Raw genomic sequence first — 20908 nt, 5'->3', positions numbered from 1 at the left:
ACGCCCCCCACGACGCGCAAGACGCCCGACAAGACAATCACGCTGCAACGCCCAGGGACACCATGACCGATCACACCATGCGCCTTTCCGGCCTCGAGCCGTTCAACGTCACCGACGGTTCGCTCTTCATCAACGTGGGCGAGCGGACCAACGTGACAGGATCGAAGGCGTTCTCCCGCATGATCCTCAACAACCAGTTCGACGAAGCGCTGGCGGTCGCACGCCAGCAGGTTGAGAACGGCGCGCAGATCATCGACATCAACATGGACGAGGCCATGCTCGATTCGAAGGCAGCCATGGTCCGGTTCCTGAACCTGATCGCTTCCGAGCCGGATATCTCGCGCGTGCCGATCATGATCGACTCGTCGAAGTGGGAAGTGATCGAAGCGGGTCTGAAGTGCGTGCAGGGCAAGGCGGTCGTGAACTCGATCTCGCTGAAAGAAGGCGAAGAGGCATTCCGCCATCACGCTACGCTGATTCGCCGATACGGCGCGGCCGCGGTCGTGATGGCCTTCGACGAAGACGGCCAGGCCGACACCTTCGAGCGCAAGACGCAAATCTGCAAGCGCTCGTACGATTTCCTCGTGAATGAAGTGGGCTTCCCGCCCGAAGACATCATCTTCGACCCGAACATTTTCGCGATCGCGACAGGCATCGAAGAGCACAACAACTACGCCGTCGACTTCATCAACGCGACACGCTGGATCAAGGAAAACCTGCCCTACGCGAAGATCAGCGGCGGTGTGTCGAACGTGTCGTTCTCGTTTCGCGGCAACGACCCGGTGCGCGAAGCCATCCATACCGTGTTCCTCTACCACGCGATTCAGGCGGGCATGGACATGGGTATCGTGAACGCGGGTCAGCTCGGCGTGTATCAGGATCTCGATCCCGAACTGCGCGAACGCGTGGAAGATGTGGTGCTGAATCGTCGCGAAGACGGCACGGATCGCCTGCTCGAAATCGCCGATAAATTCAAAACCGGCGCCGCGAAGAAGGAAGAGAACCTCGAATGGCGCAACCAGCCCGTCGATCAACGTCTCGCCCACGCGCTGGTGCACGGCATCACGAACTTCATCGTGGAAGATACCGAGGAAGTGCGCGCGCGCATTGAAGCCGAAGGCGGCCGGCCGATCAACGTGATCGAAGGGCCGTTGATGGACGGCATGAATATCGTTGGCGACCTGTTCGGCGCGGGCAAAATGTTCCTGCCGCAAGTGGTCAAGTCGGCGCGTGTGATGAAGCAGGCCGTGGCGCATTTGATTCCGTACATTGAGGAAGAAAAGAAGCGCATGGCCGATGCCGGCGAAGACGTCCGGCCGAAGGGCAAGATCGTGATCGCGACCGTGAAGGGCGACGTGCACGATATCGGCAAGAACATCGTCTCAGTCGTGCTCCAGTGCAACAACTTCGAAGTGGTCAACATGGGCGTGATGGTGCCCTGCGCGACCATCCTGGCGAAGGCCAAGGAAGAAGGCGCGGACATCATCGGCTTGTCGGGGCTGATTACGCCGAGCCTTGAAGAAATGGCCTACGTAGCATCGGAAATGCAGCGCGACGACTATTTCCGCGGCAAGCAAACGCCGCTGCTGATCGGCGGCGCAACGACTTCGCGCGTTCATACCGCTGTGAAAATCGCGCCGCATTATGACGGTCCTGTGGTTTATGTGCCGGATGCATCGCGGTCGGTCTCGGTGGCATCGAGCCTGCTCTCCGACGACGGCGCGAAAAAGTATCTCGCCGACCTCAAGACGGACTACGAACGCATCCGCACCCAGCACGCGAACCGCAAGGCGCTGCCGATGGTGACCTACGCCGAAGCGCGCGCCAACAAGACGAAAATCGACTGGGCGAGCTACGAGCCGAAGAAGCCGACGTTTATCGGACGGCGCATTTTCAAGAACTACGATCTCGCGGAACTGGCGAATTACATCGACTGGGCGCCGTTCTTCCAGACCTGGGATCTGGCCGGTCCCTATCCGGCGATCCTCAATGACGAGATCGTAGGGGAATCGGCGCGGCGCGTTTTCTCCGATGGCAAATCCATGCTCTCGCGCATCATCCAGGGCCGCTGGCTGCAGGCAAACGGCGTGGTGATGCTGCTGCCGGCAAACACGGTGAACGACGACGACATCGAGATCTATACCGACGACACCCGCACGCAAGTCGCCATGACGTGGCGCAACTTGCGCCAGCAAAGCGTGCGTCCGATTGTTGATGGCGTGCAGCGCGCCAACCGCTCGCTGGCGGATTTCATCGCGCCAAAGGACTCCGGCGTGGCCGATTACATCGGCATGTTCGCGGTGACGGCGGGCTTGGGTGTTGAGAAGAAAGAGAAGCAGTTCGAAGCCGATAACGACGACTACAGCGCCATCATGCTGAAGGCGCTCGCCGATCGTTTCGCGGAAGCCTTCGCGGAAGCGCTGCACGCGCGGGTGCGTCGTGAATTGTGGGGTTATGCCGCCGGTGAAACACTCGACAACGCCGCGATGATCGAAGAAAAGTATCGCGGTATTCGCCCCGCGCCGGGTTATCCGGCCTGCCCGGATCACCTGGTGAAGCAGGACATGTTCGACGTGCTGCAAGCCAACGAAATCGGCATGACGGTCACCGAGTCGCTGGCCATGTTGCCGGCGGCCAGCGTGTCGGGCTTTTACATCGCGCATCCGGAAAGCACGTACTTTTCGGTCGGCAAGATCGGCGACGATCAGGTGGAAAGCTTCTCGCAACGCATGGCGATTTCGAAGAACGACGCCGAACGCGCGCTGGCACCTTTACTGTAGGCAAATACCGGGAATCACAAAGACGCAATATTGGCGAAGTCAGTTACGGTTATTTTGATTTTCCTTACACTCGGAGGAGTGCAAAGGCCGTCATGGTGGCGGTCACGCATTCCTTCAATCGTCACGGAGAAAGTCGAAAATGATCAAGCTGACGCCTGTCCTCGCCGTTGCAGCGGCCGTGCTGTTCACGTCGGGAAGTCCGGCTGCCTTCGCGCAGGACAACGCCAAGCCAGGTACGGGCGCGAGCTCAAGCACCGCGTCGAGTTACTCGCCGCCCGTCACCGAGCACAAGAAGAAACCCCGCAAGCCGCGTGCGAAAAAAGGTGCGAGCATGCCGGCGTCCGCGGCCGCGCAATAAGGCACCGCGTATTCCTAAGATGAAAAAACCCGCATCGGCGACGAGGCGGGTTTTTTTTAAACGCTGACTCAATGCACTGACTCAAATGGTCAGCGCCAATGGTCAAATCCCGCAACGTCGCCCGAAGCTCAGACGCCCCACAGGATGTCGCCCTCCGCCTGATGCGCGATTCGCATCATGTCCAGAAACGGGTATGCGCGCTGTGCCAGACCGACGGGAATCTCGTGCGGTTCGTGGCCGGGTTCGCCTTCGTGGAAGTGGCCGTCGTGTTCGGCGCGTTCCTGCTTGTCCACTGCGACCGCCGACTCCAGCTTCTGGATGCATTCAGGCAGTTCTTCATGCGTGATGACGCCGCGCTCCCCAAGCCGCTTGCCGATGATGCCAAGCAGGTAATCAGCGAGGTTATCAAGCATCTGCACGTCCGGTGCAGCCCTGGTTTTAAAAGTGATCAGCATGGCAAGGTCCTTTCCCTTATGTTGGCCTTTTGTGGCTAATGAGCGAGATGCGCGAAGCGTGGCAACAGCCCAGGCCACTACATCCACACGCCGGCGCATTGTTTTAAGTCCTGACTCTTTTCCCCGACTCGACCCTGATTCGACATATTAGCACCTGCTAAAATCCCGATTTACCCGAGCAAAATGTTGCACCGGTTACAAAACCCCGGTTTTTGCGTTATGGCCGTAACCGGCTCCGGCTATGCCTCCGGGCGCGCATGCGCAGTCCTGACCGACTGTCCGAAGTCTTTTTCCCGCTCCCGAACGAGCGTAATGGATTGAAACTGTCGAACGTGCGCCGCCTCGGTGTTTGGTGCTCAATCGCACGTTTTTTGTCGCGTTCTTCGCGCGGGGAATGAAACAAGGAACGAAGCAACGCAGTAACGGACCAACAGCTCAATTACCGGATCTCAGAATCAGCATGCTGCCCGCACAAAAACATATACTCGAAACGCTGCTCGCCGACGCGGTCAAGCAGGTCGTACAGGCGTCGCAAGGCGCATCGGAAGCGAACTTCGTCGAACCGTCCATCGTGCTGGAGCGCCCGAAGGTTGCGGCGCATGGCGACGTTGCGTCGAACGTCGCCATGCAGCTCGCCAAGCCGCTGCGCGCGAATCCGCGGCAACTGGCGCAACAGATTGTCGATGCGGTGCTCGGCTTGGCCGGAGCTCAAGGTCTGGTCGATGCCGCCGAAGTCGCCGGTCCTGGCTTCATCAACTTGCGGCTGGCGGCATCGGCGAAACAGGCCGTGGTGCCCGCAGCCATTGCAGAAGGCGCGCGCTACGGCTACAGCGGCCGCGATGAAGGCAAGCGCGTGCTGATCGAATTCGTCTCGGCGAACCCGACCGGGCCGCTGCACGTGGGCCACGGCCGCCAGGCCACGCTCGGCGACGCATTGGCGAATCTGCTCGGCACGCAAGGCAACGCGGTGCATCGCGAGTTCTACTACAACGACGCCGGCGTGCAAATCGGCAATCTCGCTATGTCCACGCAATTGCGCGCCCGCGGTTTCAAGCCGGATGACAAGGAATGGCCGGAGAACGCGTACAACGGCGAGTACATCGCGGATATCGCTCGTGACTATCTGGCCGGCGCGACGGTCGCAGCCAAGGACGGCGCGCCGGTGACGGCGAAGGGCGATGTCGACGATATCGACGCTATTCGCGTCTTCGCCGTCGCGTATCTGCGCCACGAACAGGATCTGGACCTGACCGCGTTCGGCGTCACGTTCGACCAGTTCTACCTGGAGTCGTCGCTGTATCAGGAAGGCCGCGTGCAGGCTACGGTCGATGCGCTGATCGCCGCGGGCAAGACCTACGAGCAGGACGGCGCGCTATGGCTGCGCACGACAGACGACGGCGACGACAAGGACCGTGTGATGCGCAAGTCCGACGGCACGTACACGTACTTCGTGCCGGACGTGGCGTACCACGTAGCGAAGTGGCAGCGCGGCTTCACCAAGGTCATCAACGTGCAGGGCTCGGACCACCACGGCACCATCGCGCGCGTGCGAGCGGGGCTGCAGGGGCTTGGCATCGGCATTCCGAAGGGTTATCCCGACTACGTGCTGCACAAGATGGTCACGGTCATGCGCAACGGCGTGGAAGTAAAAATCTCGAAGCGTGCGGGCAGCTATGTGACGGTGCGCGACCTGATCGAATGGTCGGGCGGCATGACGCCGGGCGAGGAAGTCGCGCCGGACCAGATCGATGAAGACACCATTCGCCGCGGCCGCGATGCCGTGCGGTTCTTCCTGATCTCGCGCAAGGCCGACACGGAATTCGTCTTCGATATCGACCTGGCGCTCAAGCAAAGCGATGAGAACCCGGTGTATTACGTGCAGTACGCGCACGCGCGGATCTGCACGATTCTCGGCGACTGGAAGACGAAATATGCCGGCGATGCCGAAACCCTGCCCAACGTCGATCTCTCGCCGCTCTCGAGCGAACGTGCGATGGCGCTGCTAAACAAGCTCGCCGAGTATCCGGACATGCTCTCCCACGCCGCCGATGAACTCGCGCCGCACGCGGTCGCGTTCTACCTGCGCGACCTCGCGGGCGAATTCCACTCGTTCTACAATGCGGAGCGCGTGCTGGTGGAGGAAGAGGGCGTGCGCAACGCGCGCATCGCGTTGCTTGCCGCCACCCGGCAAGTGCTCGAAAACGGCCTCGCGCTGATCGGTGTGTCCGCTCCCGTCAAGATGTGATACCTGCTTCGGGCGCATCCGTTGCTACGTGCCCGGCGTGCAAAGCTTGCGCGACGGACACGTAATGCGACATATGCAACGCCATGCCACGCTTCGGGCCGCCGTTATAATCGACGGCTAATCAGAAGACTTTTTGCAGGTTATTCATACGATGGCAAAACCACGCAGCACGTCGAAGCAGTCGAAGCAAACCGGGGGCACTTTTCTCGGTATCGTGCTGGGCTTGATTGTCGGCCTTGCAATTGCAGTAATCGTGGCGTTGTACATCACGCGCGCGCCCACGCCGTTCGTCGCGAAGGTGGCGCCCGCTCCAGCCGATGCCGTCTCCGCGCCCGCCACGGGCCAGCCGTACGATCCCAACCGTCCGCTGCAGGGCAAGACGCCCGGCCAGGCTGTGCCGCAAGCCGCGCAGCCCGCGCCGCCGAACACAGCGCCCGGGCAGACGAACGATCAGACGCAGTCGTCGGGCGTGCAGGACGAGCCACAGATCCTGGAAGTGCCGCCGTCCGCGAACGGCACAGCGGTTGCGCCGAAACCCGCCGTGGTGCCTCCGGTCGCGAATGCGCCAGGCGGCTCGTCGAGCGCGACGTCGGCGAAGAAGCCGGCCGAGGCACAAGCTTCATCGACTGCCAAGGTCACGCCGCCCGCACCCGGCGACGCAAACACAGGCTATTTCCTGCAGGTTGGCGCGTACAAGACCCAGGCCGATGCGGAGCAGCAGCGCGCTCGGCTCGGCTTCCAGGGCTTTGAGTCGAAGGTCACGCAACGCGATGCCGGCAACGTCACGTATTACCGCGTGCGGATCGGGCCGTTCACGAAGTTCGAGGACATGAACAACGTGCGTCAGCGACTCTCCGATGCAGGCGTGGATACCGCGGTCATCCGCTTTTCCAAGCAGTGAACGCGTAGTAAAACCCGCGAGCCGCGCGGCCTTCTTCGTACGAGGCAGGCGCGGGCCGACAAGCGCGGTTGGGCGTTCAATAGGCCTAAAAATAGGCCGAACAGGCCACTGGCGGCGGATAGCGGCCCGGCCGGCTTAAGCTTCTTTTAAGTGTCGTGTGTTCCCCTTTTGCCTCTCCACGCCCTTTCTCGATCACTTTCTCGGTCATTATGAAAAAACTCTTCAGCGCCCTCGCTCTCTCCCTCGGTCTCGCGGCCGGCACCCTGAGCGCCATGAACGCGGCGCATGCATCGCCGGCAGCGCCTGTCGCGGGCACCGACTACACGGTGCTGCAAGCCGCGCAACCGGTGGACGCCAAGGGCAAGATCGAAGTGATCGAATTCATGTGGTACGGCTGCCCGCACTGCAACGAATTCGACCCGTATCTGGAAGCGTGGGTCAAGAAGCAAGGTCCTGACGTGGTGTTCAGGCGCGTGCCGGTTGCCTTCCGCGACGACTTCATCCCGCACTCGAAGATGTATCACGCACTCGATGCACTCGGCCTCGCGGACAAACTCACGCCCGCCGTGTTCAACGAGATCCACGTGAAGAAGAACTATCTGCTGACGCCGGAAGCGCAGGCTACCTTCCTCGCCACGCAAGGTGTCGACAAGAAGAAGTACTTGGACGCGTACAACTCGTTCTCGACGCAAAGTGACCTGCAACGCGACACCAAGATGATGCAGGACTACAAGATCGACGGCGTGCCAACCTTGGCCGTCCAGGGCAAGTATGAAACGGGTCCGGCTACCACGAACAGCCTGCCGGGCACGATCCAGGTCCTCGACTTCCTGGTAGGCCAGGTTCGCGCGAAGAAGATGTAAAGGCGTGAGCGCCGCTATGAAGGACACGCCGCGCGACGGTTCCACGCCGGCCCGGCTGAGAGTTTTCATCACCGGCGCGTCCAGCGGCATTGGCCTCGCACTCGCCGAGGAATATCTCCGGCGCGGTGCGGTGCTTGGCCTCGTCGCCCGTCGTGGCGACGTGCTCGCGGCATTCGCCGCGCGCTTCCCCCGTGATTCCGTCGCGATCTATCCCGCCGATGTCCGCGACGCCGCCGCGCTAGGCGCCGCTGCGGCCCAGTTCTGCGCTCAGCATGGCGGTGCCGACGTGGTGATCGCGAATGCCGGTATCAGCCGCGGCGCGCTGACCGGTCACGGCGACCTCGATGCCTTCCGCGACGTGATGGACATCAACTACTTCGGCATGATCGCCACCTTCGAGCCGTTCGTCGCCCGGATGGTCGAGGAACGGCGCGGAACGCTGGTCGGTGTGGCGAGCGTAGCGGGGATACGCGGGCTGCCGGGATCGGGCGCGTATAGCGCGTCGAAATCGGCGGCGCTGAAGTATCTCGAAGCACTGCGGGTGGAGATGCGGCCAAAGGGGGTATCGGTGGTGACGATCGCGCCGGGTTATATCCGCACCGCGATGACCGAGCACAATCCGTATCCGATGCCCTTCCTGATGGACGCCGATAAATTCGCCGTCAAAACCGCCGACGCGATCGCCGGGAAAAAAAGGTTTGCGACGTTTCCATGGCAGATGCGCGTAGCCGGCGCAGTGCTGCACGTGGTGCCGCGCTGGCTGTACGACCGCTTGCTGGAGAAAGCGCCGAGGAAACCGCGTGCGGGAGAGTGACACGTGCGTGAGGAAGCGTCGACGCTTCCATGAACGACAAAGCCCGGCGCAATGACTCGCCGGGCTTTTTGTTTCCGAGGCTATCGAACCGGACTAAGCGCGATCAGAACGCCACGTACGGCGAATTTCCGTTGGTTGCGATGCCGAAAAACACATGCCGTCCGAAGAAGAACGGCAAGCCGAAGTCGAACAGCGTCGGGAACGAGCCAATGCTGCCCGCCAGTCCGTTAAGCGCGTAGTTCGTGCCGCTGGACGCCAGCGTCTGCGCATTGTTCACCGTGAAATTCACCGTGGTCGTCGTGCCATCCAGCCCACGAACGGTAGCCGAAAGCGCCTGCGGACTGGCCGGACAGTAGAAATCCGTGAACGTGGACGTGCACGCGGGCAACGAGCTGTCGGTGAAGAACAGGCCGTTCGAACCCGAATCGACGATCGTCGTCACTGCCGTGCCCTTGTAGGTGCCGCTCAGGTTGCCAAAGCCCGTCGAGCGAAACGACGTCGCACCGCTCAGCGTATTGTTGCTCTGTGTGCCGATACCAAACACCAGCGTGCCCGTCGCCGTCGCTGCCGTAGTCGCCACTGGCGGCAATTGCACGATCACGCCATTGTTGTTCACGGCAAACTTGGTGACCGGATTCACGACTTGCTGGGCGACCGGCACGCCAATAGCCGTGCAGTTCGTTCCACTCGGGCACGAATAGTAGTTGCTGGTCAACGCGTCCGTACACGAGGCGCCGCAATCGGTCACCGACACGCCCACGCCAAGAATCCCGTTCGCGCCAAGTTGCCGCGAGGTGCTCTCGTTGCTGCCGTTGATACAGCCGTTGAGCGGCACTGTGGTGTTAGCCATATCGCCCACTATCTGGATCGGAATGGCACTCGCGGTTTCGCCACCGATCTTCACGTCGGCGGTACGCACCGTGCCCCACGTGAAGCCATCGGCGAATTGCGTGCATTCCGCCAGTTGGCCGCCGCTCGTGGACGTATTCACCGACAAGCTGCCGAGAATCTGCGCCGCCGCGTCGCTCGCGAGGCGCAAGCCGTACGAGCCGGTATCGAGCTGGATGTTGTCGATGGTCTGGCAAGTGGTTGTGCCGGGCGCGCACACGGTGACGGACACATTCGGAATATTGACGAAATTCTGCGCACCCGGGCCGACGGTAATAGATACCGTGTTCGACGCCGTGGCCGCAATCGGCTGCGCGTTGGGCGTGCTGGTGGAACCGCTGCCGCTGCTACCACTACTGCTACTGCTGCTGACAGCACTGCTGCCGGAATCGCCGCCTCCGCCGCCGCAGGCAGCGAGGAACACGGATAAGCTCAGCACGGCGAGCCAGCGGAACAGGCCCGGACGCCGGCTCGGATTGGACGAGGAAATCGTCGGACGCATAGTGGAGGTCTCCGTCCGTTATTGGATGTCGCCGGGGCTGACGCCGGCGGGTAAGGATTGCGGCAGGTAAGCCTGGCCCGCGAACGCGCCCATATGACCGCCGGAACGGACCACCAGCGCGCTGCCTGCTACGCTGACGGGACCGCGGCCGCCGCCGTTGGCACGCTGGTTCTGGATACCCTGCACGTATTGCGGGAAATAGCTGCCGAGCAAGGTCTGCAGGTCGGGAATGCGCGGGCCTTGCCACGCAATGCCAAACACCACGCCGTCCGAACCGACGTACTCGTTCACCACCGTCCCGACGGCGAGCGTCGTGGTGCGCACGGTGTAAGAACTACTGGCCGAAGCGGACGCAACCGCAGACGCCGCGGCATGCGTCACGGCGTTGCTGACGGTCGCGCCGTCGGGCGGTGTCATTGGCGCGCCGCCGAGCACCGCATACGCCGGCATGACCGCAAACAACCCCAAAGTCAGACCTGCTGCCAGGCTGGCAAGCGCGCTTGCGCGTCGCGAACTCAATGAGCTCGATGAAATGATCGAAGTGTTCACTTCGTCTCTCCGTTCCGATTATTTCAAGATGCGCTATTTTGCCTGCAACACCAGCTGTCACAAAGCATTACCAGTATGCCAGCCGAATGAGTCGAACTCAGGAAAACGACAGTTGGGATCAACGCGGATATTCGAGCGCAAACAAATAGATGCGAGGGGCCGACGCCACTAGAAACGGTTCGACGCGGGATTGCGGATAGATATCCGCAATCCCGCGTCGAACCGTTGTTGAGGTCAGAAACCCAGACTGGCGAGCAGATCGTCGACTTGAGTCTGGTCCTGGACCACGTCGGTACGGCCTTCCGGATTGATCTGCGGACCATTGAGCAAGGTGTCCGACGAGCTCGATGCCGCCGCCAGCGCCGCCGCCTGAGCCGCGAATTGCTCACGCCGCTCCGGTGCGATGTTCTCCAGCAACACGGTAAGCAATTGCTGTTCGATCACGTACACGACGTCGGTGATCTTCTTGATCACCTGGCCGGTCAGATCCTGGAAATCCTGCGCGAGCATGATTTCGAGCAATTGCGTATTGGTCGCGACCGTCTGCACGGGGACTTGCTGCAAGAAGCCGCGGGTGTCCGCCAGCAAGGTCTTGACGTCCGCGTGCTCAAGCGGCGCGCCGTACCACTGCTCCCAGCGAGCATCGAGCGCCTGCGCGTCGCGCTGCATGGTTTCCTGGATCGGCTTGGCGAGTTCGATGGCGTTCAGTGCGCGCTCGGCAGCCTGTTCCGTCATGGTCGCGACGTATTTCAGGCGGTCGCGCGCATCCGGCACCATTTCGGCGGCGGCTTCCACTTGTTTGTCGAGGCCGAGTTCGCGCATGGAGTCGCGTAGCGTGCGCGTCAACTGGCCAATGCGAGCCAGGATGCGGTCGCTCGATGCATCGCCTTCATGTTCGACGTCGATGAGCGTCTCGTGGTTGGTCATTTCGTTCACGGTCAGCTCCCGGCTTTAACCATCTTTTCGAAAATCTTCTGCAGCTTCTCGTCGAGGGTCGCAGCCGTGAACGGCTTGACGACATAACCGCTCGCGCCAGCCTGGGCCGCGGCGATGATGTTTTCCTTCTTCGATTCCGCCGTCACCATCAGCACCGGCAAATGGGCAATCGCGCTGTCGCCGCGGATTTGCTTGAGCATTTCCAGGCCGTCGAGGTTCGGCATGTTCCAGTCGGAAATGACGAAATCGAAACCGCCGCCACGCAGGCGCGCAAGACCGGCCGCACCGTCTTCGGCTTCATCGACATTCGAGAAACCCAGCTCTTTCAGCAGGTTTCGCACGATACGCCGCATCGTCGGAAAATCATCGACGACCAAAATCTTCATGTTCTTGTCCACCATAACTGCTCCTTGTGTTCCTTGTGTTTTCTTCAAGCGGCGCGTTGCGCCGCGTATCTATCCGAATTCTTTTGGCGAGGATTAAACGCGCTGCGTGCGCTCACCCATGGAGTTGAGGCGCGCCATCACGCGCCGGGTCATTTCCGACAGCGGTGCGACTTCGCTCACGCCGCCCGTCGCGATGGCCTCGCGCGGCATGCCGAACACCACGCAACTCGCTTCGTCCTGCGCGAAGGTGTAAGCGCCGGCTTGCTGCATTTCCAGCATACCCTGCGCGCCGTCGCGGCCCATGCCGGTCAAAATTACGCCAAGCACGTTCTTGCCGGCGTTTTGCGCGGCTGACCGGAACAGCACATCCACCGACGGCCGGTGCCGGTTGACCGGCGGGGCATCGGAGAGATGCGCCACGTAGTTCGCGCCGCTGCGCGCGAGCACCAGATGGGCGTCGCCGGGCGCGATGTACGCATGCCCCGGCAGCACGCGCTCGCCGTGCTCCGCCTCCTTCACCGCGATCCGGCACAAGCCGTTGAGACGTTGTGCGAACGACTTCGTGAAGCCCGGCGGCATATGCTGCGCAATCATCACGCCGGGTGCATCGGGCGGCAGCGGCAACAAGAGCTCGCGGATCGCTTCGGTGCCGCCCGTCGAGGCCCCGACGATAATCAGCTTTTCCGTACTCACCAACGGATTGTTCAGGTTCGGCGTGGGCTTCGACGCTGCAGCTGCAGTCCCTGGCGCAGCATGCACGACGTGAGGCGTCTGCCGCACCCTTGCCCGCGCTGCCGCGCGGATTTTATCGGCGAGTTTTTCGGAATATTCGAGCATGCCGTCGCGAATCCCCACGCGCGGTTTCGTCACGAAATCCACCGCGCCGAGTTCCAGCGCGCGCAGCGTGATTTCCGAGCCGCGTTCGGTCAGCGACGACACCATCACCACCGGCATCGGCCGGAGCCGCATCAGCTTTTCGAGGAAATCGAGGCCGTCCATGCGCGGCATTTCGACATCGAGCGTCAGGACGTCGGGGTTGTGCTGCTTGATGAGTTCGCGCGCCACCAGCGGATCGGGCGCGGTCGCGCACACGTACATGTCGGACTGCGAGTTGATGATCTCGGTCATCAGGCTGCGCACCAGCGCCGAGTCGTCGACGCACAGCACACTGATCTTCGGTTCCGTGCTCCGGGCCATCGTCATGCTTCCTCCGCCGTCTTCGTGCGGACGGTTCGCTGCAGGCCGGCTGCGGCACCGAATAATTCGATGCGGGGTTTATCGGTAATCTTGGCTTTCGGCTGGCTAAACAGCTCGACGCGCGCGCGCGCCTTTGCCAGCCGTTCACTGCGCGCTTCGGGCGTTTGCCGCGCGAGCGCTTGTTCACGTTCAACCACGCTCGGATCCTGCTGCGTGATGAGTTTCTTGACCATCGCCTGGCCGGTGCGCGGCATGAACGCGACCTTGCGCGGATACATGCCCTGCAAGTCCTCGGCAACAATACGAATCTTTTCCAGCGCCAGGTATCGGCGGACAAATTCCGAGTTGCGATCGCCGATATTGATCGTCGTCATGCCCGCCAGCACCGCGCCGCCGCCGAAGACTTTCGCTTCAAAGCGTTCGCGCCGGCCGCCGCGCTTGATCATCTCGTTGATCAGCACTTCCATGGCATAAGCGCCGTATCGCATGGAATCCGAACTGGATTGCGATGCGTCGGAACCATCGTCGGGAAGCATGAAATGGTTCATCCCGCCAATGCCTGCCGTGCGGTCGTGAATGCACGCCGCCACGCACGAACCCAGCACGGTGACGAGCACCATGTCCTCGCCGGTCATATAGAACTCGTTCGGGAGCAGCTTCACGCCCGGACGCTGGAAATGATTGTCGAAGTAAAGATTCGACGCGATCGGCAAGCCGCTCATGCCAGCTCCCCGGCGAGCGTCTTGCCCGCTTTCTTCGCGGCGGCAGCGGCCGCTGCCGCGTCACGCGACAACCCGTACACCGTCTGGCCGCGCAGCTTGAACGCCTGCGTCACGTAAGTGAAGTTCTCCGAATGCCCGGCGAACAGCAAACCGCCCGACTTCATCAGCGGCTCAAAGCGCGCGAGCACTTGCGCCTGCGTGGGTTTGTCGAAGTAGATCATCACGTTGCGGCAGAAGATCACGTCGAACTGGCCGGGCAGCGCGTATTTCGCCTCGGTCAGGTTCAGTTGATCGAACTTCACCAGCGCGCGCACTTCAGGGCGGATCTTCACCATGCCGGCGTGCGCGCCCGTGCCCTTCAGGAAGAAACGCTTCAGGCGTTCCGGCCCAAGTGTCTTGACTGAATCGAGCGAATAAACGCCCGCATCGGCCTTCTGCAAAACCTGACTGTCGATATCCGTCGCGATCACCGAACACTGGCGCGCGGTTGCATCGCCGAGTGTTTCAATCAGCGTCATGGCGATGGAATACGGCTCCTCCCCGGTTGACGCCGCCGAGCACCACACCGAGAACGGCTGCGGTCGGCTCTTCGCGAACGTTGCAAGGATCGGAAAATGATGCGATTCGCGGAAGAACGCGGTCAGGTTCGTGGTCAGCGCGTTGGTGAACGCTTCCCACTCGTCGCTATCGGGCTGCGCTTCCAGACGATCGAGGTAAAGGCGAAACGTATCGATATTGCAGGCGCGCAGGCGTCGCGCGAGACGGCTGTACGCCATGTCGCGTTTATGCTCGGACAGCGAAATCCCCGCGCGACGATGAATCAGGTCGCGAATGCGGCCGAAATCGGAACTGGTGAATTCGAAGTCGCGTTCCACTTCCGAACCGTTTCGGATCCGGTCGCGGGGTGTATCGACGGGCGGGCGCGTTACCATCATCTAGCCTTTGTTCTGCTGGAACGTGCATCGGCTGCATTCCGTACGGGCGCTGCACCGCGTTTGTTCGACAACCACACCACCCGGCTTGACGCCTGGTTCGCGCACCTCAGTGAAATGCTCTCCGAGGAGCGCGATGTGATGGGCCTGCATGGTCGTCCGACACTGCCTTAAAAAGTTTCCCAGTCGCCGGTCGCTGCAACGGCGAGCTTCGTGGCGGGCGCTTTCGCGGCAGGTGTTGCTGCTGCGGGAGCTGCTGCGCTGGCTGAAGCGGCCGAAGCCGGCGAGGCGATAAGCTTATTAACGGCGCGATTGGCCGCGACGTTAGGCCGCGCTGCAACTTTAATCGCCGGGGTTTCGCGCGGGCGGACAGCAACCGTCGGCTCGATCCGCGTACGCGGCTCGCTGGACGGTGCGTCGCTGCTTACTTGCCAGTGACCGACCACGTCCTTCAGCTTGCGTGTCTGCTCCTCGAGTGACGCCGCTGCTGCCGCGGCTTGTTCAACCAGCGCCGCGTTCTGCTGCGTCACTTCGTCCATCTGGCCGACAGCGCGGCTTACCTGTTCGATGCCCTGCGACTGCTCGTCGGACGCAGCGCTGATCTCGCCCATGATGTCCGTCACGCGACGCACGGCCTGCACGATTTCGTCCATCGTCTTGCCGGCGCGCCCGACGAGCACGGAGCCGCTTTCCACCTTCGCGGTGGAATCGCCGATCAGCGACTTGATCTCTTTCGCTGCCGCCGCGCTGCGCTGCGCGAGACTGCGCACTTCGCCTGCCACGACCGCGAAACCACGCCCTTCCTCGCCTGCGCGCGCCGCTTCCACGGCCGCGTTCAGCGCAAGAATATTGGTCTGGAAAGCGATGCCTTCAATCACGCCGATGATGTCGACCACCTTGCTCGAACTCGATGAAATCGCGCTCATGGTGTCCACGACCTGCTCCACCACTGCACCGCCGCGCGACGCGATATCCGACGCGTTGACGGCCAGTTGCGAGGCCTGGCGCGCGTTCTCGGCGTTCTGCTTCACCGTGCTGGTGAGCTGCTCCATGCTCGATGCCGTTTCCTGCAGCGACGCCGCCTGTTCTTCCGTGCGTTGCGAGAGATCCGTGTTGCCGCTCGCGATTTCCCGCGCGCCGACATCGATGGATTCCGCGCCGCGATGCACCGATCCGACCATCGTGGTCAAGTTCACCCGCATCCGTTCGATGCCCGCAAACAAGCGGCCGATCTCGTTGGTTTTGTCGGTGTGCGCGGACTTGGTCAGGTCGCCTTTCGCGATGCGCTCGAAGTGATCGACGGCGTCGTTGATCGGCTGCACGATCATGCCGCCCAGCGCGACACGCGTACCGATCAGCGTAAGCAGCGCCAGCACCATCACGCCGACGATCACGTTGATCAGCAGCGCGATGCTCGCCGCGGCGTCCGTGCGCAACTGTTCGGCGTGCTTCTGCGTAAGGCCGACCGTGACGGCTGTGACTGCGTCGAAGGCGATGAACATCGGGCTGATCTTCGTGTCGGCAATGGCGTGATACGCGGCCATGTCGCCGGCGCGCATCGCCGCGAATTCGGGCTCGACACCGTCATGCAGCAGCCCGTCGTGTTTCGCGACGAGGTCGTCCAACGTGGCTTGCGGCAGCATCGGCTTCGGCGTGGCCACGAAAAGCTTCCAGCTCTCGTTCGATTTGTCGAGCAGGAACTGCCCACGATCGAGCGCCTTCTTCGCCTCATCGGCTTTGTTCGCTTCAGTCAGCGAGCGAACGCGGTCGAGCGCCACGCGCGAACGCAGCAGGTTCGACGACGCCTCGTTGAGCGCGCGCATCGACACCATGTCGCTGTCCGCCAGCAAGGAAAGCGAATTACCCGCCGAGCGCAAGCCGTTCAGCGACAACGCGCTCACGACTGCTGCAAAGCCCACGAACAGCAGGCCCACGAGCGTCAGCGTGGTACGAATCGACCAGTTCTTAAGCATGTCTTTCTTCCCGACCAGCGTGGAGATAAACCAACTACATAAAGACTTACGCGGCGACGGAGTCGATCAACTCCATCTCCTTGCTCGTCATCAATTTTTCGATATCCATCAGGATCAGCATCCGACCATCGACGGTACCGAGGCCCGTCAGATATTCGGTCGTGAGCGTGGCGCCGAATTCCGGTGCCGGCATGACCTGGTCGGCTTGCAGCGTCAGCACGTCGGAGACGCCGTCCACGACCATGCCAACCACGCGATGCGCCACGTTCAGGATGATCACGACCGTCTGGTTGTCGTACTCCACGCGGCCGAGATTGAACTTGATGCGCATATCGACAATCGGCACGATGATGCCGCGCAAGTTGATCACGCCCTTGATGAACGTCGGTGCATTCGCGATGCGCGTGACGTTGTCGTAGCCGCGAATTTCCTGCACCTTCAAGATGTCGATGCCGTACTCTTCCGCGCCCAGCGTGAAGACGAGGAATTCCTGCCCCGCTGCTTCGGCCTGGCTGACACGTTGGACGTCACGGCGTTGTGCCGCGGAAGTGATGGATTGGATGTCTGCTGCCACGTTAACCCCCAGAATTTGGTTGGTAAGTTTTGTTAGTGCACTAGTGCGTCAGCGCGCCGTGCGCCGAGCGGTTTTCACGGTTCAGTGCCGCTACGTCGACGATCAGTGCGACGCTGCCGTCGCCCAGGATGGTCGCGGCGGAAATGCCGTGCACCTTGCGGTAATTTGTTTCCAGGTTCTTCACCACCACTTGCTGCTGGCCGACCAGTTCGTCGATCAGCATCGCAAACCGGCGCCCTTCCGACTGGATGATCGTGATGATTCCCTGCGTGGGTTCGGTGCGTGCATCGGTCACTTCAAAGACCTGGTGCAGCGCGACCAGCGGCAGATATTCGCCACGTACGCGCACCACGCGCTCGCCGCCGGCGACCGTGTAGATATCTTCGGAAACGGGTTGCAGCGACTCCATCACGAAGTTCAGCGGCAGGATGAAAATCTCGCTACCCACCTTCACCGACATGCCGTCGAGAATTGCCAGCGTCAGTGGCAACACAATCCGCGTGGTCGTGCCCTTGCCTTCGCGCGACTGGATTTCGACATGGCCGCCCATCGCCTGGATGTTGCGTTTCACCACGTCCATGCCCACGCCGCGGCCGGAGATGTCCGTGACTTGCTCGGCAGTCGAGAAGCCCGGCATGAAGATCAGTTGCCAGACTTCATCGTCGGACATTTGTTCGTTGACCTGCATGCCTTGCTTCATCGCCTTCGCAAGAATCTTGTCGCGGCGCAAGCCCGCGCCGTCGTCGCTGACTTCAATCACGATGTTGCCGCCGTGATGCGCCGCCGACAGAACCAGTTGTCCCACCGCCGCTTTACCCGCCGTACGCCGCGCTTCCACGGTTTCGATGCCGTGATCGAGCGAGTTGCGCACCAGATGCGTCAGCGGATCGATGATGCGTTCGATCAAACTCTTGTCCAGCTCCGTCGCCTGTCCAAACGTGACGAGTTCGACTTCCTTGCCGAGCTTCGCGGCCAGATCGCGCACGAGGCGGGGGAAGCGGCTGAACACGTAATCCATCGGCATCATGCGGATGGACATCACGGCTTCCTGCAGATCGCGCGCATTGCGTTCGAGTTGCGCCATGCCGTTGAACAAACGGTCGTGCAATGCCGGGTCGAAGGTGCTCGTGGTTTCGGCGAGCATCGCCTGCGTAATCACCAGTTCACCGACGAGGTTGATCAGCTGATCCACCTTCTCCACACCCACGCGGATAGAACTGCCTTCCGCGGCTGCGGGTGCGGCAGCGGTGCGTGTTTTCTTATCGCCTTCGGAGGCTTTCGGCGCTTCGGGCACTTCTGTCACCGCGGTGCTTGTGCCTGTATTCGTGCGGGACTCGGCGGCAACAGGGGCTGCCACCGGTTCCGTCTTCGCAGATGCGGGTGCAACGGCCGCCACCTCGGTCGACTCTTCCAGCTCTGCAGCAGCTTGCGACGCACCGGCTGGCGCCGCGTCCGCTGCATTGCCGCGGCTCACCGCGATCTGCGCTTCATCGATCACGAAACAGCACACGGCGACGATATCGTCGGAGGACACATCGGAGTCGAGCCACAACGTCAAATCCGCGCCCGACTTCCTTTCCCCGACAACCGTTCCCAGGTTTCCAAGTTCCTCAGTCAGCAGAGCCTGGTCCTTCTCCCCTACCCCCCGCAGCGTAATTTTCAGGTGCGGACCATCTTGTTCAGCGGCTTGATCGGCCACGTTGCTTGTATTCGGCGTGACCGGGAATTCTGTCCACTCGCCGTCTTCCTCCACCGCCTCGCTCGCTTGCTCGATCACATGCGGCGGCGGTTCATTCGGCCCCAGCGCCAGTGCGACTTGCGCGAGATCCTCAGCGAGTGCGGCGGCATCGTCGGACTGCTCGGGCGCAGGCTCGGCCATGTCCGCTGTCCCGGCGATGGCGCTGACGTCGTCGGCAGGATCGTGGTCCCGCAGATATTCAAGCTTCGCGCAGATCGCTTTCGCGGCCACCGCATCCGGCTCCGCACTCGCGCGATACGCACCAAGCTGATCCGACAGCACGTCCTTGGTCTCAAGGAACGTATCGATCATGTCGCGACGCAAGACCAGCTCGTTGTTACGCGCCCGGTCGAGCAGCGATTCGAGGATGTGCGTGGTCTCGGTCAGCGCCGAAAAGCCGAACGTGGCCGCGCCGCCCTTGATCGAATGCGCCGCGCGAAAGATCGCGCCGAGATCCTCGGGATCCGGATTCGCCAGATCCAGCGCGAGCAGCAACTGCTCCATATCCGCGAGCAGCTCGTCGGCTTCGTCGAAGAATGTTTGATAGAACTGCGTAATGTCGAGTGTCATGCCTGGGTCACCACCGGATGCCTTGTCTGTCGTCGCTGTGCGCGTCGTAAAAGCTAATGTGTTCGTCGTGCCTGGTGCTTCGTGCAAAAAAATTCAGTGCGGGTGTTCCGCCTCCGACAACGTGGCCACCAGTTCGGTCAGCATGTCGGGATCGAACGGTTTTTCGATCCAGCCTGTCGCGCCCGCCACGCGCGCGGCTGCCTTGAACGGGTCGCTCGATTCGGTCGTCAGCACGAGGATCGGCGTATTCGCATACGGACGATGTCCGCGTAATTTGCCGATCAACTCGAGGCCGCTCATGGCCGGCATGTTCTGGTCTGTCACGATGAGATCGAACTGCTGGGCGAGCGCCGCTTCGTAACCTTCCGCGCCATCCACGGCGACTACTACGCGATACCCCGCCGCGGCGAGCGTCGCCGAGAGGATTTGCCGCATGGCCGCGGAGTCGTCTATCGCCAGAATGTTCTTGATCATGATGTGTGCCACCCTCTGTCCGATGTTCCTGTCGTGCTCTCGTGAGCGTGTCTCATGGCAGTGCCGGCTTGGCCGGCACTGCCGGCGCCAGCGAGCCTAAGTTCGGTTTGACGTTGCCCGGACCGCCGGGACCGCCTGCGTTGCTGGTGATCGTGGTCGCCGGCATGTCCTCACGCGTCATGGACTCTTCCGACTTGTGGTTCAACACGAGAATGCTGATGCGCCGGTTCTCGGGATCGAAGGCGTCGTTCTTGTTCAGGTTCTGCGTCGATGCAAGACCCAGCACCCGCAACACCTTCGCTTCGTCCATGCCGCCCGAGATCAGCTCGCGCCGCGAGGCGTTCGCGCGGTCCGCCGACAACTCCCAGTTGCTGTAACCCTTTTCGCCGCCCGCGTATTGCGTGGCGTCGGTGTGTCCCTGCACCACGATCCGGTTTGGCACATCGTTCAGCGCCTTGCCGATCTCGCGCAGGATGTCGCGCATGTACGGTTCCACGTTGTTGCTGGAGAGCGCGAACATCGGCCGCTTCTGGGTATCGACTATCTCGATGCGCAAACCCTGTTGCGTCGAATCGATCCGGATCTGCTGCCTGAACTGGCGCAACACCGGATTCGCTTCGATCGCGGCCATCAGCTTGACCTGCAGGTCGTGCAGACGCGCCTGGTCGCGCCGTTCGAGCTCCCCCTGCGCCGCTCTCAACGTCTGTTCATCGAGCCGGTCCATGCGGCGCGTGCCGTCGCTCAAGCGGACCGTGCCGGGTGCGGGACTCGAAATATCGCGCCCGCCGCCGTTGATGATGCTGGAGTCCATGCCGCTACGCTGTCCGCCCGTGATCGCGTTCTTGAGCGGCATGTTGAAATACTCGGCAATACCCTGGCGCTGCACCGGCGACACGGCGCTCAGCAGCCACATCAACAGGAAGAACGCCATCATCGCGGTCATGAAGTCGGCATACGCCAGCTTCCACGCACCGCCGTGGTGCGATTTTTTGCCCGACACGACGCGCTTGATGAAAATCGGACGATCTTTTTGGGTCGGCATGGCGGGCTC

Annotated in this window: 18 protein-coding genes and 1 pseudogene; 6 read left to right on the top strand and 13 right to left on the bottom strand. The window is 61.9% G+C overall.

Annotated elements, in window-relative coordinates; genetic code table 11:
- Positions 1-44 precede the first annotated feature (44 nt).
- Positions 45-2780 (top strand): annotated as a pseudogene (metH, locus tag M0D69_RS05870) (methionine synthase); the annotation flags it as partial.
- A 139-nt stretch (positions 2781-2919) separates the two neighbouring features.
- Positions 2920-3138: a hypothetical protein gene (locus M0D69_RS05865; protein ID WP_301781127.1), complete on the top strand. Its 219-nt coding sequence runs from the start codon at positions 2920-2922 to the stop codon at positions 3136-3138.
- A gap of 128 nt (positions 3139-3266) precedes the next feature.
- Here M0D69_RS05865 and M0D69_RS05860 read toward each other — a convergent pair whose 3' ends face one another.
- Positions 3267-3593 carry a DUF1840 domain-containing protein gene (locus tag M0D69_RS05860; RefSeq protein WP_301781126.1) on the bottom strand — a complete coding sequence of 109 codons (327 nt, stop codon included), beginning with the start codon at positions 3591-3593 and terminating at the stop codon, positions 3267-3269.
- 460 nt (positions 3594-4053) lie between these two features.
- Here M0D69_RS05860 and argS point away from each other — a divergent pair, with 460 nt between their 5' ends.
- The 4 genes from argS to M0D69_RS05840 all read left to right on the top strand — a co-directional run bounded on the left by argS (position 4054) and on the right by M0D69_RS05840 (position 8416).
- Positions 4054-5838 carry an arginine--tRNA ligase gene (argS, locus tag M0D69_RS05855; RefSeq protein ID WP_301781125.1) on the top strand — a complete coding sequence of 595 codons (1785 nt, stop codon included), beginning with the start codon at positions 4054-4056 and terminating at the stop codon, positions 5836-5838.
- 151 nt (positions 5839-5989) lie between these two features.
- A complete protein-coding gene (locus M0D69_RS05850; RefSeq protein WP_301781124.1) occupies positions 5990-6739 on the top strand; it encodes an SPOR domain-containing protein in 750 nt (249 codons plus the stop codon).
- Between the two features lie 209 nt (positions 6740-6948).
- A complete protein-coding gene (locus M0D69_RS05845) occupies positions 6949-7602 on the top strand; it encodes a thiol:disulfide interchange protein DsbA/DsbL (protein WP_301781123.1) in 654 nt (217 codons plus the stop codon).
- A 16-nt stretch (positions 7603-7618) separates the two neighbouring features.
- On the top strand, positions 7619-8416 hold the full coding sequence (locus M0D69_RS05840) for an SDR family oxidoreductase (protein ID WP_301781196.1): 798 nt from the start codon (positions 7619-7621) through the stop codon (positions 8414-8416).
- A gap of 103 nt (positions 8417-8519) precedes the next feature.
- Here the strand turns inward: M0D69_RS05840 and M0D69_RS05835 are convergent, their stop codons facing one another.
- The 12 genes from M0D69_RS05835 to motB all read right to left on the bottom strand — a co-directional run bounded on the left by M0D69_RS05835 (position 8520) and on the right by motB (position 20899).
- Complete coding sequence (locus M0D69_RS05835; RefSeq protein WP_301781122.1) at positions 8520-9806, bottom strand: DUF3443 family protein; 1287 nt, start codon at positions 9804-9806, stop codon at positions 8520-8522.
- An 18-nt stretch (positions 9807-9824) separates the two neighbouring features.
- Positions 9825-10256 (bottom strand): DUF2844 domain-containing protein, encoded by a 432-nt coding sequence (locus M0D69_RS05830; RefSeq protein WP_301781195.1) that lies wholly within the window; start codon positions 10254-10256, stop codon positions 9825-9827.
- A 333-nt stretch (positions 10257-10589) separates the two neighbouring features.
- Positions 10590-11282, bottom strand: coding sequence for a protein phosphatase CheZ (gene cheZ, locus M0D69_RS05825; protein WP_301781194.1), 693 nt, complete (start codon positions 11280-11282; stop codon positions 10590-10592).
- Between the two features lie 11 nt (positions 11283-11293).
- Entirely contained in the window at positions 11294-11689 is a 396-nt protein-coding gene (cheY, locus tag M0D69_RS05820) for a chemotaxis response regulator CheY (protein ID WP_047895523.1), read from the bottom strand.
- Between the two features lie 81 nt (positions 11690-11770).
- Positions 11771-12874, bottom strand: coding sequence for a chemotaxis response regulator protein-glutamate methylesterase (locus M0D69_RS05815; RefSeq protein ID WP_301781193.1), 1104 nt, complete (start codon positions 12872-12874; stop codon positions 11771-11773).
- 2 nt (positions 12875-12876) lie between these two features.
- The gene (gene cheD, locus M0D69_RS05810; RefSeq protein ID WP_301781121.1) at positions 12877-13596 is read right to left on the bottom strand and encodes a chemoreceptor glutamine deamidase CheD; all 720 of its coding nucleotides are present in this window, start codon (positions 13594-13596) and stop codon (positions 12877-12879) included.
- Positions 13593-14531 (bottom strand): CheR family methyltransferase, encoded by a 939-nt coding sequence (locus tag M0D69_RS05805; RefSeq protein ID WP_301781120.1) that lies wholly within the window; start codon positions 14529-14531, stop codon positions 13593-13595. The genes cheD and M0D69_RS05805 overlap by 4 nt, the downstream gene beginning before the upstream one ends.
- A 167-nt stretch (positions 14532-14698) precedes the next feature.
- A complete protein-coding gene (locus M0D69_RS05800) occupies positions 14699-16501 on the bottom strand; it encodes a methyl-accepting chemotaxis protein (protein ID WP_301781119.1) in 1803 nt (600 codons plus the stop codon).
- A 46-nt stretch (positions 16502-16547) separates the two neighbouring features.
- Complete coding sequence (gene cheW / locus M0D69_RS05795; protein ID WP_301781118.1) at positions 16548-17075, bottom strand: chemotaxis protein CheW; 528 nt, start codon at positions 17073-17075, stop codon at positions 16548-16550.
- A gap of 40 nt (positions 17076-17115) precedes the next feature.
- A complete protein-coding gene (gene cheA, locus M0D69_RS05790) occupies positions 17116-19383 on the bottom strand; it encodes a chemotaxis protein CheA (protein WP_301781117.1) in 2268 nt (755 codons plus the stop codon).
- 93 nt (positions 19384-19476) lie between these two features.
- Complete coding sequence (locus M0D69_RS05785; RefSeq protein ID WP_301781116.1) at positions 19477-19857, bottom strand: response regulator; 381 nt, start codon at positions 19855-19857, stop codon at positions 19477-19479.
- Positions 19858-19909: 52 nt separating this feature from the next.
- Positions 19910-20899 (bottom strand): flagellar motor protein MotB, encoded by a 990-nt coding sequence (gene motB, locus M0D69_RS05780; protein WP_301781115.1) that lies wholly within the window; start codon positions 20897-20899, stop codon positions 19910-19912.
- Positions 20900-20908 lie beyond the last annotated feature (9 nt).

It is taken from the genome of Caballeronia sp. SEWSISQ10-4 2 (genome assembly GCF_030464885.1).
In the GTDB taxonomy this organism is placed as follows: domain Bacteria; phylum Pseudomonadota; class Gammaproteobacteria; order Burkholderiales; family Burkholderiaceae; genus Caballeronia.
The sequence above is the reverse complement of the archived record's forward strand: the minus strand, read 5'-3'. Positions and strand labels throughout refer to the sequence as shown.

Coding starts and splice junctions, on each gene's coding strand:
- cheZ (WP_301781194.1), bottom strand. CDS start 11,282: ATGACCAACCACGAGACGCTCATCGACGTCGAACATGAAGGCGATGCA.
- motB (WP_301781115.1), bottom strand. CDS start 20,899: ATGCCGACCCAAAAAGATCGTCCGATTTTCATCAAGCGCGTCGTGTCG.
- M0D69_RS05805 (WP_301781120.1), bottom strand. CDS start 14,531: ATGATGGTAACGCGCCCGCCCGTCGATACACCCCGCGACCGGATCCGA.
- M0D69_RS05785 (WP_301781116.1), bottom strand. CDS start 19,857: ATGATCAAGAACATTCTGGCGATAGACGACTCCGCGGCCATGCGGCAA.
- M0D69_RS05860 (WP_301781126.1), bottom strand. CDS start 3,593: ATGCTGATCACTTTTAAAACCAGGGCTGCACCGGACGTGCAGATGCTT.
- argS (WP_301781125.1), top strand. CDS start 4,054: ATGCTGCCCGCACAAAAACATATACTCGAAACGCTGCTCGCCGACGCG.
- M0D69_RS05845 (WP_301781123.1), top strand. CDS start 6,949: ATGAAAAAACTCTTCAGCGCCCTCGCTCTCTCCCTCGGTCTCGCGGCC.
- M0D69_RS05840 (WP_301781196.1), top strand. CDS start 7,619: ATGAAGGACACGCCGCGCGACGGTTCCACGCCGGCCCGGCTGAGAGTT.
- M0D69_RS05830 (WP_301781195.1), bottom strand. CDS start 10,256: ATGCCGGCGTATGCGGTGCTCGGCGGCGCGCCAATGACACCGCCCGAC.
- M0D69_RS05850 (WP_301781124.1), top strand. CDS start 5,990: ATGGCAAAACCACGCAGCACGTCGAAGCAGTCGAAGCAAACCGGGGGC.
- M0D69_RS05835 (WP_301781122.1), bottom strand. CDS start 9,806: ATGCGTCCGACGATTTCCTCGTCCAATCCGAGCCGGCGTCCGGGCCTG.
- M0D69_RS05800 (WP_301781119.1), bottom strand. CDS start 16,501: ATGCTTAAGAACTGGTCGATTCGTACCACGCTGACGCTCGTGGGCCTG.
- cheA (WP_301781117.1), bottom strand. CDS start 19,383: ATGACACTCGACATTACGCAGTTCTATCAAACATTCTTCGACGAAGCC.
- M0D69_RS05865 (WP_301781127.1), top strand. CDS start 2,920: ATGATCAAGCTGACGCCTGTCCTCGCCGTTGCAGCGGCCGTGCTGTTC.
- M0D69_RS05815 (WP_301781193.1), bottom strand. CDS start 12,874: ATGGCCCGGAGCACGGAACCGAAGATCAGTGTGCTGTGCGTCGACGAC.
- cheD (WP_301781121.1), bottom strand. CDS start 13,596: ATGAGCGGCTTGCCGATCGCGTCGAATCTTTACTTCGACAATCATTTC.